Source organism: Marinobacter halodurans (genome assembly GCF_004327985.1).
Lineage (GTDB): Bacteria > Pseudomonadota > Gammaproteobacteria > Pseudomonadales > Oleiphilaceae > Marinobacter_A > Marinobacter_A halodurans.
In genome coordinates, this window is record NZ_SJDL01000221.1 from 1 (window position 1) to 282 (window position 282).

General features: G+C 66.3%; 1 protein-coding gene. It reads left to right on the forward strand.

The window, feature by feature from the left end; genetic code table 11:
* A partial coding sequence (locus EZI54_RS24165) for an AMP-binding protein (RefSeq protein ID WP_131484367.1) occupies positions 1-282 on the forward strand: 282 nt, incomplete at both ends.

A 282-nucleotide genomic window follows, 5' to 3' on the forward strand; every position in this document is an offset into this window, starting at 1 on the left:
GTGTGGCGATCTGCGCGGAGCGCTCGCTGGCGATGGTGGTGGGCCTGCTGGGTGTGTTGAAGGCGGGCGGGGCCTATGTGCCGCTGGACCCGGAATACCCGGCCGAGCGAGTGGCGTACATGCTGGAGGACAGTGCCCCGGTGGCGGTGTTGGTGCACGGCGATGTACCGGAGCTGGTAACTGGGAATAGGCCGGTGATCGCGCTCAATGATACGGCGCCCTGGATGTCCTGCTCCGAGAGTAATCTCGAACGAGGCGACCTGACGCCTGCGCACCTGGCCT